The organism is Roseisalinus antarcticus (assembly GCF_900172355.1).
Classification (GTDB): Bacteria; Pseudomonadota; Alphaproteobacteria; order Rhodobacterales; family Rhodobacteraceae; genus Oceanicola; species Oceanicola antarcticus_A.
The window spans coordinates 21463-35644 of the sequence record NZ_FWFZ01000033.1; the positions used below are offsets into that span (position 1 = coordinate 21463).

The following is a 14182-nucleotide window of genomic DNA, read 5'->3' on the forward strand; positions in this document are numbered from 1 at the left end:
TCCGGGCCTCAGGTGACGTGACTCATCCGCCTGCGGCGAGCGACTGACGGCGCGACGGGGCAATCATCGCTCGCACGCCATCGGTTGAAACGTCTTGCCGTCGAGGTGACGAACAAAGGCGAAGGGCTGATCCAGGTTGACCATGTCGGGTCGCATGTCCACGATCCTGTCGAACACGTCCCCATCCCGGCCCATATAGGCGATCATGCTAGCCACCGGGCCGTCGCGCAGGGCCGCCACCTCGGCGGCGTCGGCATCCGGTCGAAACTCGATGATCGCGGGGGCAAGGGTCGCCAGCGCAACGTCGAGGCTTGGATGGTCTTCGCGCCGGACCATGATCCTGGCCGCGGCGCTGTCCTGGCGCAAGGCGCGCAGCAGGTCCATGTCGAACGACCAGAAAAAGCACCGCTGTTCAAGCCCGGCTGCCTGGACCGCGGCCCAGACCTGCCCGGGTGCGGCATCCTTCAGCTCCAGGTACAGGCCGCCATCGTACTTCACTGCGAGGGCGAGCACCTCGTCCAGGGTCGGAATCCGGACGTTGTTGAAGAATGGATCAAACCAGCCGCCTGCGTCGTGCAGGCGCAATTCGGTCAGGCTGTGGGCATCGACGCGCCCCGTGCCATCGGTCGTGCGATCCAGAGTCGCGTCATGGATCGCCACGATCGTTCCGCAGGCGGTGACGCGCAGATCGGTCTCGGCCATGGCGAAACCGGCGGCCAGCGCACATTCCAGCGCTGGCAGGGTGTTTTCCGGCGCAATGCCGTTGGCCCCCCGGTGGCACACGATCCGGAGCGGCCTGCCATCGGGTGGGGTGAAGGGGTTTACCATCTCGGGGCGGTCCGAACAGATGCCCAGGACCGGCTTGCCGCGGATCGCGGCCATCCGGGCGGGATCTTCCTCGTGCCAGAGCACGACGCGCTGCCCGGCGTCGAAAGCCCTTCGGAAGAAATCAGGGGTCAGGGTGTCCTGCGGCCGTTCCAGCCGTTCCCAGCACAGGTGGATCACACCGGCCCCCGCTGCATGAACGAAGGGATCTGCCTGCAGCGGCACCAGCGCCGAGCGGGGATAGGGGCACTCTGCCTGTTTCAGCATGGCGGCCGCCTCGGGGGCAAAGGCACCCAGGATCGCGCGGTCGATCCCATGCCTGCGCAGGATGGCGAGGGCCGGCAGGACCGCGTCGAGATCCTTGATGTCGGCATAGATCCCTGTACCCGACTGCGCGGCAAGTGCTGCGACGTCGTCGAGGGTGGGACAGGGGGCACATGCGGCACGTGTCCGGCTCAGGATGTCGGCATAATCCATGTCGCGAACCGCCGTGCCGTCCGCAAGTTCCGCATCGTGATGGGCAATGACGATGCCGTCGCGGCTGCAGCGGATGTCCACCTCCCACATATCGGCGCCAAGGGTGTGGGCCTTCTCGGAAGCTGAAAGGGTGTTGCCCGGTGCATAGGCCTGTGCGCCCCGGTGGGCGATGGACAGCGGGCGCGGTGGCAGGGTCCAATCGTTCAAATCCGCTCTCCATCCGTCGAGAATGCCAGAAGCCGGTCGCCGCGCACCCCCCAGTCGACACTGTCGCCGATGGCGTGGCCATGGCCCGAGGGCAGGATCGCCCGCAAGGCTTCGCCGCCGGTCAGGCGCACGTCGATCAGATCCTCGCGGCCCTGTGGCTCGACAAAGGTGATCGTGCCGCGCAGGCCCTGCCCGAATTGCGGCCCCAGATGCTCGGGCCGCAGTCCCAGCGTGATCGGGCCCTGTCCGGCAAGGCGGTCGGGGCGCGGCAGGCTGTTGCCTCCCGAAAGCGTGATCCGCTCGCCAAGATGGGCCGGCAGGAACGAGATCGGCGGATTGCCCATGAACCCGGCGACGAACTGATTGGCAGGATTCTCGTACATCTGCACCGGCGTGGCGAGCTGTTCGATCTGACCGGCGCGCATCAATGCGATCCGGTCGCACATCGACATCGCCTCGACCTGATCGTGGGTGACAAGGATTGCTGTGATGCCGGTTTCGCGCTGCACCCTGCGGATCTCGGTGCGCATCTCGAGGCGCAGCTTGGCATCCAGATTTGCCAGAGGTTCATCCAGCAACAGCACATCGGGTTCGCGCACCATCGCGCGGGCCAGGGCCACGCGTTGTTGCTGCCCGCCCGACAGTTGGGCCGGTTTGCGATCCAGCAATTCCCCGATGTGGACCAGTTCGGCGATCGCGCCGACCTTGCGCGTGATGGTGGCCCGGTCGTGGCGTTTCACGCGGAGGGGAAAAGCGATGTTGTCGGAGACCGACATATGCGGATAGAGCGCGTAATTCTGGAACACGACCTTCACCGAACGACGCTGAGCGGGCAGGGTCGTCACATCGCGGTCGCCGAAATGCAGGCTGCCGCCATCCATCCGGTGGATGCCGCAGATCGCGAACAGCGTCGTGGATTTGCCACAGCCCGAGGGCCCCAGCAGCGCCAGCATTTCACCGGCGCCGACATGCAGGTCCATCTCGGAAATGACCGTGGTCGCACCGAACCGCTTGGTGAATTTGGACAGGATCAGTTCCATCAGCCCTTGGTGCCGCCGCCGTAAATGTTCATCAGACGTTTCTGGAAAATCAGGTAGATCACTATGACCGGCCTTGTGTAGAACATGCCGATTGCCTTGAAAAGGCCGAAATCCTGTGTGGTTTCGCTGGCAATGACTGCGTTCATGTAGGTGGCCAGCACCTGTGCCCCCGCGCCCGGCGCAAGCACCAACGGCAGCACGAACTCGGACCAGCCCGACAGGAAAGAGATGATCAGCAGCGCCGCCAGCCCCGGTTGCACCTGGGGCAGAACCAGGCTCCACCACACGCGGAACCGGCTGGCGCCATCCTGAACCCCGGCCATCTCTATCTCCCACGGCACGGTGTCGTAGAACCCCTTCATGATCCAGATGCCGAAGGGCAGTTCCAGCGCCGCCTTGACAAGAATCACACCGGCCAACGTGTCATAAAGCCCGAGATACTGAAGGATGATGAAGATCGCGATGATCAGGGTGATCGTGGGAAAGGCGTGCAGCACGATCAGCCCGGCCAGAAAGAACCGCCGCGCCGGAAAGTTCAGCCGCGACAGCGCATAGGCTGCCGTCAGCGAAAAGGCGCAGACCGAAAGCGATGTGACCGAAGCGAAGACGAAGGTGTTGAAGGTCACCTGCCAGATGCCCGGCCGACCGCTGTCCACGCTTTCCCACAGGAACCGCCAGTTGTTCAGGTCGAACCCGGTGGGCCACAGGGCTCCGGGCGCAGGGCTGGCCACGCTGTCGATGATCTGAAAGGCATACATGATGACCAGTGGCGCCGACATCGCCGACAAAACGGCAACCAGGTGCCAGATCCGCAGGCCAGGTACCGCTGCGGTCCGGCTCACTGCTCGATCCTCGGACGCGCGACCAGATCGCGGAAGTTGAAAAACCGCATGTAGGTCAGCGACAGCGCGATCCCGATGATCACGAGGACCAGCGCATAGGCCGCGCCCAGCCCGTATTCCAGATTGCCGCCGTAATTGTTCAGCGCCGTGTGATAGGCCGCCAGCGACCACACCTCGGTGCCGCGCCCCGGGCCGCCGTCGGTGGCCAGAAGGATGTATTCGAACGACGTCAGCAGCGACAGCGTCTGATACGAGGTCACGAACAGGATCGGCCAGCGCAGTTGCGGCACGATGATGTGGCGCACCTGTTGCCAACGGTTGGTGTTCCGGCTGGCGCGGGAGGAACGCGACGCCTGGGTGACCTGGCCCGCGCGGGCGGCGGCGCTGATGGCGTCGGAACTGGGGGTGATGATCGCGGATCATGGAAGTCTGGAGCCCGTCATGATGCGAGAGGTGCTGGAAGCCCATGTCCGTGCCCAACTCGACAGCCTCGCCGAGGTCCGCATCGACCTTCGCTGAGGGCAATGACGGACCGTCGGCCTTTGACGGTTCGGATCACATGCTGCGCAGCTGGGGCCGGGGCGTGCGGCCGGACGCCAATCTTACCGTATCGGAATGGGCCGACGCGCACCGGAGCTGGGATCACGTGCCAGCGCCGAACAGGGGGCGCTATCGCACAGCGCGCACGCCTTACATGCGCGAAATCATGGACGCGAGGACAGCGAGGTCCGCCGAAGACCGGAGATGCAGGCAACGGGGCAGTCCCGCTGCTGAACTGATTCATGATGAACCCCCGTCCCGCTTGCGATGCTCAGCACCCGAATGGCACCTAATTCGCGGGGGAATTACCGGCCGCCCCTCGCTCATCGCCGCCAGCAACGCCGCGCCCGGGACGCCCCCGGCTCTGTAACCGAGCCTCATCGGGCTGAGGACGACGGGATGCGGGCCGGCGCGCCTCAGGTCGTGGCGAAGCTCAGGGAGGCGTCCGACTTCACGATGCGCCCGCGGAAAAGCTCGACCGTCTCGTAGTCCGTCGACATCACCGTATCGACGCCGATCACGGTCACCACCGCCTCCTCGCGGCCCAGCACGACGCGAATGTAGCCGTTGTGCAGCCCATCCGTCCAATGCACCTCGGGCATGTTCTCCGCATAAATCATGTCGAGTCTCCGGCCGACCTCGGGGTCAAGGCCCGTGTCAACGTATTCGCTCGGCGAGGAAATGCCCGCCGTGCCGAGCTCGATACCCATGCGGCGGCCCTCGTCGTCCATGAGCTCGGCGGCGAAGAACTGGTGCGTGTCGCCGGTCAGCACAAGCAGGTCCTGTGCGCCCGACTCGCGGGCCATGTCGTAGAAGGCTTGGCGCGCCTGCGGATAGCCGTCCCAGGTGTCGGTGTACCAGGGCCAGTTCCACTGCCCGTGATCGGCCAGGTACTTCAGTCCGTCGGAGAGCTCCTCACGCGAGATGCCAAGGGAGACGATGTCGGGGATGTTGAACCGCTCGAAGGGGCTCGCGGAGCCGACGAGCCGCCACGGCTCGCCCGCCGTCACCGACGCCATGATGCTCGACCGGGCGTCCGCTACCATCTCCGGCGCCAGCATCTGGCGGTTCGGCGCGACGATCAGCTCCTGCCAAGCGCGGTCGCGATCCTCCTGCGTCTCGATCTCGGTCCAGTCGGGGTAGGCAGGCTCCTGGTCGCGGCCCGTGTGGCGGGTCTCGAGGATCACAAAGGTCGCGAGATCTCCGAACCTGTAGGTGCGCCAGTAGCGCATTCTGGGCTCGGGTTCGCGGATCGGCATCCACTCGAAATACGCCTGCAGCGCGTTCGCGCGGCGGGTCTCCCAGTCGCCCTCCTCTTCGGGCTGGTGGTTCTGGGCACCTCCGGTCCAGGGGTTGTTCGTGACCTCGTGGTCGTCCCAGCACGCAACGAAGGGGTGGGCGGCGTGCATCGCCTGCGCCCCGGCGTCGGTTTTGTACTGCGCATGGCGCTGCCGGTAATCGGCCAGCGTCACGATCTCCTTGTCGGGCAGGCTCTCGCGATCCAGCGCCTCCGCAACCGCGCCGCCCCAGTCCTCCGTGGAGTACTCGTAGATGTAGTCGCCCGTGTGAAAGACGAAATCGACCTCTTCGTCCCGGGCGATCGCATCGTAAGCGTTAAAGTGGCCGAGCGGATAGTTGGTGCAGGACGCCACCGCAATGCCGAGCCGGTCGAGCGGGCCTTGCGGAAGGGTCCGGGTGCGGCCGACGGGCGAGTTCTCCTCCCCGACGGTAAACCGGTAGAAGTAGACGCCGCCCGGCTCGAGCCCGTCGGGGACCACCTTCACCGTATGGTCGCGCTCGGCCGAGGTCGTGGCCTCACCCTCCGCGACAACGGTGGCGAAGTCGGCATCGGCGGCGACCTGCCACCGGGCCGACGGGGTCGCCTCGTCCGACGACAGCCGTGTCCAGAGCACGACGCTGGTCGCGTCCGGGTCGCCACTCGCGACGCCGTGGCGGAACGCGCCCTCGGCCGGTTCCTGCGCGAATGCCTGGCGCCCGGCGGCGCTCACGGTGCCCGCCACGGCGAGGAGCTTCAGCGTCTCACGTCGATTCAACCGTACCATCCAGCATCCTCCGATCGGCCCGCGCCCAGCCATGCTTGCCGTGGCGGGGGCATGGCCCACATTCCCCGGCCCTTCTCTCGTGAATTAATGGGTAGCGCTTGGGTATGTCGTCTTCGTGACAGTTGGACAGACTTCACGACGAGGCGTTGGCTCTCAATCGGCCTTGAAACGGTACCCTTAAGCACCGAATGGGGACCCCCGGCATAGCGACGGGAGCTGATCCTGACCCGACGGCGCTGCTCAGGTGGCGTAGCCGGTGAACTGGATTCTGCCACGCTGGGATTGGGTCGATCCGCTGAAGGACATCCAGGCGCAGGTGCTGGCGATGGAGGCCGGGATCGTCTCGCGCCGCAAGGTCGTCCAGGCGACGGGCTACGACGTCGAGGAAATCGACCGCGAAAACGTGACCGACGCGGCCCGCGTGGCAGCACTGGGTCTGCACTACCGCACGAGGCCGGGCGAGACGCAGGGCGCGCGGGCCACCCCGGCGCAGCGGCCAGAGGCGGCCGCAAACGACGCAACCGAACAGGAGTGACAGCATGAACAGCTGGTACACGATCCGCGCCCAAGCCCAAACCCAAGCGGTGGGCGTGGAGGTGGTGATCTATGACGAAATCGGGGCCTATGGCATCTCGGCCAAAGGGTTTCTGGCGGAACTGGGCGCGTTGCCGGATGCCACGCCTCTGACCTTGCGGCTGAACAGCCCGGGCGGGTCGGTCTTTGACGCAGTCGACTACACTACAATAGAACATCGAAAAAAATGATTGCAGTTGCCCGATCAATGCACGATGCTTATTTCTTTCCTTCGGGGCGACCGGGACTGCGGAGTTTCGTGCTCCGGACTCGGGGTATGCTCGTCATCTTTAATCCTATTCAGACATGCGTCCCGCGACGCATCCTCCCTGTGCAGATAGTCCGGCAACATCCTGAGATACTACGGGGGGCTGGTGTGCGGGCCTCCCGACCCTGACCGGTCATCGCCTTGGTACAGGCAGTTTGCACCTGATGACCGCCCTTCACCTACGGGCGCCCCCCCCCGGCCGACATTATAATTATTTAATGGGTTGATTAATAAATTTCTGCATTTTGAGTTGAACTCACTAAAGGTCCATCCAACAGGGAAAAAACAAATGAAGCGCACACTTCTAGGGTCAGGACTCACAACCAGTATATGACGGTGGCTGCGAGGGCGCAGGCGGAGAGGAACAGGATCAAGCATCTGTCGTAGCGTGTTGCGATCCGTCGCCAGTCCTTGAGGCGGGCGAACATGTTCTCGATCTTGTGGCGCTGGCGGTAGAGTTCAGCGTCGTGCGGGATTTGGACCTTACGGCCGATGCGGGACGGGATGCACGGGGAAATACCCATCTCGATCAAACCGTTGCGGAACCAATCGGCATCGTAGCCCCGATCTGCCAACAGCGCCTTAGCCTGCGGAAACGAGGACAGCAGCGCCCTTGCCCCGATGTAATCCGAGGTCTGGCCTGCGGACAGGAACATCCGGATCGGGCGGCCTTTTGCATCGGCAAGGACGTGCAGTTTCGAGTTCAGCCCACCTTTCGTGCGCCCGATCAGCCGTCCCCGGTCTGCAAGGCGCCCCCCTTTTTCACCGCCAGGCTGGATGCCGTCCGGTGCGCTTTGAGGTGGGTCGCGTCGATCATCACCGTCTCGGTCTGCTGGGCCTGTGCGGCGAGTTCCGTCATGATCGTGGCGAACACGCCCTTCCGGCTCCACCGCTTCCAGCGATTATATAGTGTCTTCGGCGGGCCGTAGGCCGAAGGGGCATGCTTCCACATCAACCCATTGCGTTGGATGAAGATTATGCCGCTCAACACCCTCCGGTCATCGACCCTGGGCTTGCCACGCGACTTCGGGAAGAACGGCTTCAGCCGCTCGACCTGCGTTTCCGTCAGCCAGTAAAGTTCGCTCATGATCCCTCCCCAGTTCGGGAGTTTGAATCACGACGCGACCCGTCGCTCAAGTGGATTTATGGGTCCTGACCCTAGTGTTCCCCACCTGACACAGGATTCCCATTGATGGCCTGACGTGCCATATTCGGGGCATGAGACGCAATGACATCTGCCTTTACCTTGGCCCCGCCGACCGTGCTGAGCTTCAAGCTCTGATCACCAACCGCAACACTGCGCGCAAGCTTGTATGGCGGGCCGAGATCGTGCTGGCGACAACGGGCGGTCATGGCACCTTCGAGATCATGCGGCGCGCCCGCACAAAGATGCCCGCACCGATCATCGCGCCAGTGCCCATCGCAACTGCGCCCGGCAGGGTGATGCTGTTTTTCTTGTAACCCTCCGCCATCAGGTGTCCTTCCTGACTTGCCGTGCTGCGATCCAGAGCAGGGGCAATCCGGTGATCAGGCCGAGACCCAGCACCGCCCATGTGGTCCGACCAAGGTCTCCGCTGACCGCCTCACCGCCGAAATGCGCGAGGACGAAACTCGCCGGAATGATGCCCACCAGCGTCGCCAGTGCGAAACGCCAGGCGTGCAGGCGGCTGAGCCCCGCCGCGTAGCTGATGATGTCGAAGGACACGAACGGCGTCAGGCGGCTGGCAAATACGGTCCAGGTGATCGCGTTCTGCGACCCAAGCAATCATGTATCGACCGAGGTGCCAAAAACCCGTCGCAAAACATCATGCCCCAGAACCCGTGCCAGGCTGAACGCAATCAGCGCTCCAAGCTCGGCCCCGATCACCACCTGCACGATGCCCCAGAAGTGCCCTAGTCCACCACGCCACCATCTTCGAGATGAATGTCGAAAGCTATCGAAGGAAGGCGGCACAAAAGGCCAGAGGATCAAGCCGACCCACGGAAATGGACGACACCAGCGACAAGAAGCAGTCTGATTGACGCTCCGCGACAATCAACAGCCACAAATCTCTTGCCCGCGACAAACCGATCAGCCAATCTCAAACTGTCGCGGCCAAGGATTATCATCCTGATTGTCGCGCTGCTCTCACCCAGACTGTCGCGCTACAGATGCGGCTGGTCTCGATTGCAGACTCGGACCCGCGCAACATCGATGCTGTCCGCCAGGACCGCGCCGTCTACGATTTGCCGCCCGGAGAGTCCCGCCCGGCTTCGCTCTCGACGCCTACCGTATTCGGGGCACCTGACGTCATTCTGTTGGATCTGCCACAACTGCGTGAGGATCAACCTGCGCACCGGCCGCTCGTTGCCGCCCATGCCAAGCCTTGGCCAGGCGAAATGGCCGTCTATCGTAGTGCCGCGACAGATGGCTTTGCGTTGCTGACCAGTTTTGGCAGCCGCGCCCGGATGGGCGTGCTGGCCGAAAGCTTCTATGCCGGGCCGGTGTCGCGCTTCGATCTTGGCAATACGCTGGTGGTCGATCTGTTCTCGGGCACTTTGGAGAGCGTCACCGACATCTCGCTCTTGGGAGGGGGCAATGCACTGGTAGTGGAAACTGGTCCAGGGCAATGGGAAATCGTCCACGCGGGGGCGGCAGAGCTGATCGCGCCGGGACGATATCGCCTGACCCGGCTACTGCGTGGCCAACGCGGGACAGAAAACGCGGTCGTCAGCGTCGTGCCCACCGGCGCGCGGGTTGTCGTGCTGGACACCGCGCTGGCCTCACTACCGATTTCTGAGGCCGATCTCGGTCTGCCATGGAACTGGCGCATCGGCCCGGCCTCTCGCCCGGTCAGCGACGAAACCTTTGTCGCGGCCACATTCACGCCTGAGGGCGTTGGGCTGCGGCCATTTTCGGGGGGCCATGTCGCACAGCCGTGGCGCACGGCGCGCACTCCTGGCGATCTGACCATCCGCTGGACACGTCGGTCGCGATCCCTTGCCGCCTACACCTGGGGCGCGGGCGATGTGCCATTGGCCGAGGAGAGCGAGGGGTATGAGGTCGACATTCTGGACGGATCAGTTGTCAAGCGATCCTTGACGTCTGCAACGACCAGCGCGCTTTACACCGCCGCCCAGCAAACCGCTGATTGGGGCGCTCTCCTTGGCCCCGGCCAGACCCTCGCAATTCGGATCTACCAGCTCTCGGCCCTTATCGGCCGGGGTGCCGTTCGATCCGTCACGCTCACCTTCTGAAAGCAGGACCATGTCCGACATCACCACCCATCTCCTGCTGCCGTATATCCTGGCATCGCAGGCCCAGAAGCATGTCACCCATAATGAAGCCCTGCGCCTGCTGGATGCCATGGTCCAGCTGTCAGTCCTTGATCGCACGCGCACCACGCCACCCGCATCGCCAGCCGACGGCGACCGCCATATCGTGGCCTCGGGAGCCACCGGCCTCTGGACTGGCTGGGATCTGAACGTGGCCTTCTGGGTCGATGGGGTCTGGATGCGGCTGGTACCGCGCCCGGGCTGGCTGGCCTGGATTGCGGATGAGGCCGCGTTCGCCGTGTGGGATGGGTCTGCCTGGGATCCGGTCGGGGTGCCACAAGACGTCTCGGATGCCATCTTCAGCTTGGTGAATGCCGTCGATCCCACCAAGAAGGCACTGTTTTCGCTGTCTGGCATCACCACCGGCACCACTCGGACGTTCACCCTGCCAAACACCTCGAGCGAATTGGCGATCCTGGCGGGCACGCAGACTTTCAGCGGCAACAAGACCTTCTCCGGCTCCCTGACGGCGTCCGGCACGGTGACGGTATCGGCAGCCGCGGCAAACATCGGCACGGCAACGACGACAGCAATCTATGGGATGGGAACCGGGACCACGACGACCGGTGTCACCAAGACCGTGAACCTCGGGACCGGAGGCGCATCCGGATCGACCACGGTCGTCAACATCGGCTCGGCCATCGCCGGGGCGGGTGGCAGCACCGTGGTGAATACCCCAACCGTGACCTTCGCCAATGCCGTCACGCAGGTCGGCATGCCCCAAGCGAACCTAACTGCCCAGCTTCTGGGCCTCGGCGGGGCGACGGCCGACGGTTACAATCGCATTTCGGTCAACACTCCAGCGCTTCTGCTCAATAACGCCGGGGCCGGGATCGAAGCGACGCTGAACAAGGCGGCAGCCGGAAACGATGCGGGTTTCGCCTTCAAAACCGGGTTCTCGGCGCGGGCGCTGATCGGGTTGCTGGGCAATGACGACTTCAGCTTCAAGGTCAGCCCGAACGGATCGACCTTCTTTGATGCCATCAGGATCGACCGCAACTCGGGCCGGGTTGAACTGCCCGAACCCCTGCACATGCCCAGCCTGCCCGCCGCCCCAGACCCGCCGCCCGCAGGCAAGCTCGCCATCTACGCACGCGACCGCGCCGGGGCGGGTTGGCTGGACGTGCAGCGCCCCTCGGGACGGTTCTTTCCGCTGCAGCCGCATTTCGGGGTCAACCGGATCGCGACATGGGCACCCTCAACCAGCACCACGGTCAACACCAACGGCATGCCCCGCACGGCCGTGGGTACGGTTGCGACGCCAACTTTGGCCACCACCAACCTTTCCACCAGCATGCGGCGCTGGCGGGTGACCAGTGCCGCAACAGCCGACGCGGTGGCCGAAGAACGATCTGCAGGCTGGGTCTGCTGGCGCGGCAATGCTGATGGTTTGGGCGGATGGAACTACGTCAACCGCCTGTCTCTGACGACCCTGCAGGCCAACGGCATGGGCTTCTTCTGACTTTATGGCTCGACTGCTGCGCTCGCCACCACGCTGACATTGGCGGCTGCGGTAAACTGCATCGGCATCGGCTTCCAGCGCGGCACCCATGCCAACTGGCAGCTGGCGCACAACGATGGCTCCGGCGCGCCGACACTGACCGATTTGGGCGCAAGCTTCCCGGTCAACAGCCTGACCAACGTATTGACGCTCTATATCGCCGCCGCGCCGAACGGATCCGACATAGGCGTCCGCGTCGTCGAAGAGGTCAGCGGCACGGCCGTCGAGTTCACCATCACCACCGACATGCCCGCCGCCACCCAGCTTTTGAGCCCGCGCAACTACATGAACAACGGTGCTACGGCGGCGGCCGTCGCCTACGACTGCTCGGGTGTCTACGTCGAGACCGATTACTGAAGGACAATCAAAATGACAGAAGAAAACTCTCTCTTGCAGGAGGTTGGTGCCGCATTGCGCGACCACGGCATCACCGCAGCCATCACCGCCCTGATCGGCGGCACGATTGCCCTTCTGGCCGCAGTCACGCGCCGGGCGTTCACCAACGACGCGATGCTGGCACGGCTGGACCGCGAACTGCTGGCCGTGCGTGACCGCGTGGATCGGCAGCGCGCCGAGGACCGCAAGGGCGACGCCGACCGGCTGGATCGCATCGAGACAGATATCCGCGCCATGCGCGATCTGATGTTTGAGGCCTTCCAGCGCGGCCGCACCGACTGACAATCACCACATCATGACCGACCCACCCGACCCGCCCATGTGGCGGGTTTTTTCGTTCTTGGAGGACACCATGACTACGACCTTTTATGACCACTGGGGCGATGTGCCCGAGAGCACCTGGCGCTGGACCAACTTTTCGCCCGCCGAAATCGCCTGCCGGGGCACCGGCAAGCTGCTGATCAACGCACCCGCGCTCGACAAGCTGCAAGCGCTACGAGACCGGCTGGGGAAACCGCTGATTGTCCGTTCTGCGTATCGTAGTCCGGAGCACAACCGGGCTGTCGGCGGCGCGGCACGCTCGAAACACATGGATGGCACCGCCTTCGACATCGCCATGACGAACCACGACCCGGTCGTGTTCGAGGCGGCGGCGCGCTCGGTCGGTTTCCTCGGGTTTGGCTTCTATCCGCGCTCGGGGTTCATGCATGTCGATCTTGGTCCAGCCCGCCAGTGGGGGGACCGTTTCGCGATCCGGGCGACGGCCTTCGCCGAGGACACGCCGCCCGCGCGCGAGGTTCTAGCTGAAAGCCGCACGATGAAAGGTGGCGGAGCGGCCGGGGTGGCGACGCTGGGCGCGGCGGGGGTCGAAGTTGCACAGAGCGTCCTGGCCGAGACCCAGTCCGCCGTCCTGCCACTGGTGCCATATCTCGACACGCTTCGTTGGGTGTTCATCGCCGTGGCGCTCATTGGCATCGCTGTCACGATCTACGCCCGCCTTGATGACTGGCGCAGGGGGCAGCGATGATTGCCACCATTCTCGGCGGGATCGCCGCTTGCCTTGCTTTGGTCGAACACGCCGAAGTTTCCGAAGAAATCGAGCAGGGGTCGTGCGCGAGCATGCCTTTCAACAGGCGTTCCGCATCGACGCGACCTTCATTTGCATCGTCCAGCCGCTGCAATTCACAGAGGGACGCCACCGACGAGGAGCGCGCAGTCGCCTTAGAAAAAGCACTTGCGCTTCGAGCGGTGCTCGCTTGGAATGGCATCGGCGACGCGCGCGGCAGTCTCATTGACCCCAGCCGCCTGACGTATTGCCGGAATGTCCCGGGCACCTGTCAGGCGTCGCGCAGGACGAGTGGGACAGGCTGGCCGGACCGCTCCATGCAATGGGCGTCCTGACCGAGATCGACCGCGCTGCCTTCGCGGCCTACTGCCAGGCTTACGGTCGCTGGGTCGAGGCCGAAGAGCGTCTCGGCGACCTGCCCCCCATGGTGAAGACGCCCTCGGGATACGTGCAGCAGAACCCGTGGATGGGCGTCGCCAACAAGCAGCTGGAGCTGATGGGCCGCTACATGGCCGAGTTCGGCATGACGCCCGCATCGCGAAGCCGGATCCGGACGGGCTCCGAGATCAATCCAGAGGGACAACTGACGATCATCCTCGAGGCTGACGCCGTCGATCTGTAGGTAACCCCTCAGTCTATTGGCATCGTTGAAGAAAGTCGCCGCACCGGTCGCCTTCGCCGTTCCAGTCGAACGCTCCGACGCCAACGGCAGCTTCGAGCCGATTCTGTTGAAAAACTCACTTCCTCCTCCCAGCGAGTCGGACCAGCAGAATATTTTCCCTCGAACGGGTCCTTCCAGAAACAAGGTTTGCCAATTGTCCTGTGACGACGACAATATTCCAGATTTCTGGGGAGCTTTTTGCGTGGCAGAGTTTTTCAACAGAATAAGCCCATACTGACCCATCCCATGTTTGCCGATAGCGCTCGAAACACTCTATCGTAGGCGGTGTCAGCAAAGCGTGTTGGTTCGTGCTTTGTTCTGATGTGTCAGTGAGGTATGCTGAGGCTTCCGAAGTTCCAGGAGACCCGCCATGCCCCGCTTCGAACCAGCTGAATTCGGCCGTCTGCT

16 protein-coding genes and 2 pseudogenes are annotated in these 14182 nt (G+C 63.9%); 9 read left to right on the forward strand and 9 right to left on the reverse strand.

All coding sequences use genetic code 11. The features are described from left to right. Window positions 1-63: 63 nt before the first annotated feature. Genes ROA7023_RS19205 through ROA7023_RS19220 form a run of 4 tightly spaced genes read right to left on the reverse strand, consistent with a single transcriptional unit; the run spans window position 64 to window position 3696 of the window. The gene (locus ROA7023_RS19205) at window positions 64-1509 is read right to left on the reverse strand and encodes a glycerophosphodiester phosphodiesterase family protein (protein WP_159458597.1); all 1446 of its coding nucleotides are present in this window, start codon (window positions 1507-1509) and stop codon (window positions 64-66) included. Next, on the reverse strand, window positions 1506-2549 hold the full coding sequence (locus ROA7023_RS19210; protein WP_085880627.1) for an ABC transporter ATP-binding protein: 1044 nt from the start codon (window positions 2547-2549) through the stop codon (window positions 1506-1508). Before ROA7023_RS19210 ends, ROA7023_RS19205 begins: the two co-directional genes overlap by 4 nt. After that, the gene (locus ROA7023_RS19215) at window positions 2549-3391 is read right to left on the reverse strand and encodes a carbohydrate ABC transporter permease (RefSeq protein WP_234992346.1); all 843 of its coding nucleotides are present in this window, start codon (window positions 3389-3391) and stop codon (window positions 2549-2551) included. The genes ROA7023_RS19210 and ROA7023_RS19215 overlap by 1 nt, the downstream gene beginning before the upstream one ends. Continuing rightward, window positions 3388-3696 (reverse strand): ABC transporter permease family protein, encoded by a 309-nt coding sequence (locus ROA7023_RS19220; protein WP_234992347.1) that lies wholly within the window; start codon window positions 3694-3696, stop codon window positions 3388-3390. The genes ROA7023_RS19215 and ROA7023_RS19220 overlap by 4 nt, the downstream gene beginning before the upstream one ends. Between ROA7023_RS19220 and ROA7023_RS19225 the strand changes: the two genes are divergently transcribed. Beyond that, on the forward strand, window positions 3683-3910 hold the full coding sequence (locus tag ROA7023_RS19225; protein ID WP_085880628.1) for a hypothetical protein: 228 nt from the start codon (window positions 3683-3685) through the stop codon (window positions 3908-3910). The genes ROA7023_RS19220 and ROA7023_RS19225 overlap by 14 nt on opposite strands. Window positions 3911-4347: 437 nt before the next feature. Here ROA7023_RS19225 and ROA7023_RS19230 read toward each other — a convergent pair whose 3' ends face one another. After that, window positions 4348-5994, reverse strand: coding sequence for an alkaline phosphatase D family protein (locus ROA7023_RS19230; RefSeq protein ID WP_085880629.1), 1647 nt, complete (start codon window positions 5992-5994; stop codon window positions 4348-4350). 256 nt (window positions 5995-6250) lie between these two features. Between ROA7023_RS19230 and ROA7023_RS19235 the strand changes: the two genes are divergently transcribed. Together ROA7023_RS19235 and ROA7023_RS19240 are read left to right on the forward strand one after the other, a co-directional pair. Next, window positions 6251-6529 carry a hypothetical protein gene (locus ROA7023_RS19235; protein WP_085880630.1) on the forward strand — a complete coding sequence of 93 codons (279 nt, stop codon included), beginning with the start codon at window positions 6251-6253 and terminating at the stop codon, window positions 6527-6529. A 4-nt stretch (window positions 6530-6533) separates the two neighbouring features. Beyond that, the gene (locus ROA7023_RS19240) at window positions 6534-6758 is read left to right on the forward strand and encodes a Clp protease/crotonase-like domain-containing protein (protein ID WP_085880631.1); all 225 of its coding nucleotides are present in this window, start codon (window positions 6534-6536) and stop codon (window positions 6756-6758) included. 394 nt (window positions 6759-7152) lie between these two features. On the opposite strand, the gene ROA7023_RS19245 is transcribed toward ROA7023_RS19240, so the two are convergent. From ROA7023_RS19245 to ROA7023_RS25300, 3 genes are all read right to left on the reverse strand, one after another. Then, a protein-coding gene (locus ROA7023_RS19245; RefSeq protein WP_268808021.1) for an IS5 family transposase occupies window positions 7153-7922 on the reverse strand; the annotation gives its coding sequence in 2 pieces (ribosomal slippage) (window positions 7153-7583 and window positions 7583-7922; 771 coding nt in all). Window positions 7923-8184: 262 nt separating this feature from the next. Continuing rightward, window positions 8185-8307, reverse strand: coding sequence for a hypothetical protein (locus tag ROA7023_RS25510; protein ID WP_268808022.1), 123 nt, complete (start codon window positions 8305-8307; stop codon window positions 8185-8187). Then, window positions 8307-8600 carry a TVP38/TMEM64 family protein gene (locus tag ROA7023_RS25300; RefSeq protein WP_234992348.1) on the reverse strand — a complete coding sequence of 98 codons (294 nt, stop codon included), beginning with the start codon at window positions 8598-8600 and terminating at the stop codon, window positions 8307-8309. Before ROA7023_RS25300 ends, ROA7023_RS25510 begins: the two co-directional genes overlap by 1 nt. Window positions 8601-8983: 383 nt before the next feature. On the opposite strand from ROA7023_RS25300, the pseudogene ROA7023_RS19260 reads away from it, so the two are divergent. The 6 genes and pseudogenes from ROA7023_RS19260 to ROA7023_RS19285 all read left to right on the forward strand — a co-directional run. Continuing rightward, window positions 8984-10072, forward strand: a pseudogene (locus tag ROA7023_RS19260) (GTA baseplate fiber-binding domain-containing protein); the annotation flags it as partial. Window positions 10073-10082: 10 nt separating this feature from the next. Then, a pseudogene (locus ROA7023_RS19265) lies at window positions 10083-12008 on the forward strand (DUF2793 domain-containing protein). Between the two features lie 12 nt (window positions 12009-12020). Further along, window positions 12021-12329: a hypothetical protein gene (locus ROA7023_RS19270; protein ID WP_085880633.1), complete on the forward strand. Its 309-nt coding sequence runs from the start codon at window positions 12021-12023 to the stop codon at window positions 12327-12329. Window positions 12330-12399: 70 nt separating this feature from the next. Then, the gene (locus tag ROA7023_RS19275; protein ID WP_085880638.1) at window positions 12400-13074 is read left to right on the forward strand and encodes a YcbK family protein; all 675 of its coding nucleotides are present in this window, start codon (window positions 12400-12402) and stop codon (window positions 13072-13074) included. Then, window positions 13071-13448, forward strand: coding sequence for a hypothetical protein (locus tag ROA7023_RS19280; RefSeq protein ID WP_085880634.1), 378 nt, complete (start codon window positions 13071-13073; stop codon window positions 13446-13448). Before ROA7023_RS19275 ends, ROA7023_RS19280 begins: the two co-directional genes overlap by 4 nt. Then, window positions 13361-13735, forward strand: a complete 375-nt coding sequence (locus tag ROA7023_RS19285; protein WP_143535657.1) for a phage terminase small subunit P27 family — start codon at window positions 13361-13363, stop codon at window positions 13733-13735. The genes ROA7023_RS19280 and ROA7023_RS19285 overlap by 88 nt, the downstream gene beginning before the upstream one ends. A gap of 115 nt (window positions 13736-13850) precedes the next feature. Here the strand turns inward: ROA7023_RS19285 and ROA7023_RS25305 are convergent. Next, a partial coding sequence (locus tag ROA7023_RS25305; RefSeq protein ID WP_234992349.1) for a hypothetical protein occupies window positions 13851-14182 on the reverse strand: 332 nt, incomplete at its 5' end.

Bases quoted from the DNA above. Each gene is read 5' to 3' on its own strand.
- ROA7023_RS19210 (WP_085880627.1), bottom strand. From the start codon at position 2,549: ATGGAACTGATCCTGTCCAAATTCACCAAGCGGTTCGGTGCGACCACG.
- ROA7023_RS19225 (WP_085880628.1), top strand. From the start codon at position 3,683: ATGATGTGGCGCACCTGTTGCCAACGGTTGGTGTTCCGGCTGGCGCGG.
- ROA7023_RS19230 (WP_085880629.1), bottom strand. From the start codon at position 5,994: ATGGTACGGTTGAATCGACGTGAGACGCTGAAGCTCCTCGCCGTGGCG.
- ROA7023_RS19240 (WP_085880631.1), top strand. From the start codon at position 6,534: ATGAACAGCTGGTACACGATCCGCGCCCAAGCCCAAACCCAAGCGGTG.
- ROA7023_RS25510 (WP_268808022.1), bottom strand. From the start codon at position 8,307: ATGGCGGAGGGTTACAAGAAAAACAGCATCACCCTGCCGGGCGCAGTT.
- ROA7023_RS19270 (WP_085880633.1), top strand. From the start codon at position 12,021: ATGACAGAAGAAAACTCTCTCTTGCAGGAGGTTGGTGCCGCATTGCGC.
- ROA7023_RS19275 (WP_085880638.1), top strand. From the start codon at position 12,400: ATGACTACGACCTTTTATGACCACTGGGGCGATGTGCCCGAGAGCACC.
- ROA7023_RS19280 (WP_085880634.1), top strand. From the start codon at position 13,071: ATGATTGCCACCATTCTCGGCGGGATCGCCGCTTGCCTTGCTTTGGTC.